At 48.5% G+C, this 233-nt stretch carries 1 protein-coding gene; it reads left to right on the forward strand.

The features are described 5' to 3' along the window. A partial coding sequence (locus AC0IY0_RS29100) for a hypothetical protein (RefSeq protein ID WP_471766520.1) occupies window positions 1-233 on the forward strand: 233 nt, incomplete at both ends.

Genomic DNA, 233 nt, shown 5'->3' on the forward strand with positions numbered 1-233 from the left:
CTACGTCCATGCCAAGCCACTGAACGACCTAAAATCCGACCTAAAATCAAAAGGGCAACTAACCGTCTATGCACTTCGGAAGCCTGATAAGTTTTTAGGGTTTGAGGGAGTCACTATAGCCTCGGCTTGGTTCGAAGATTCGCTGACATACCACCATTGGAAGAATCTTGGTGTGAACGGGCGGGAGGATGATGAGGTCAAACGGTCCATTCTAAGGCTGATGCATCCTGAGA

The sequence above is a fragment of the Methylobacterium sp. AC315 genome (assembly GCF_979253755.1).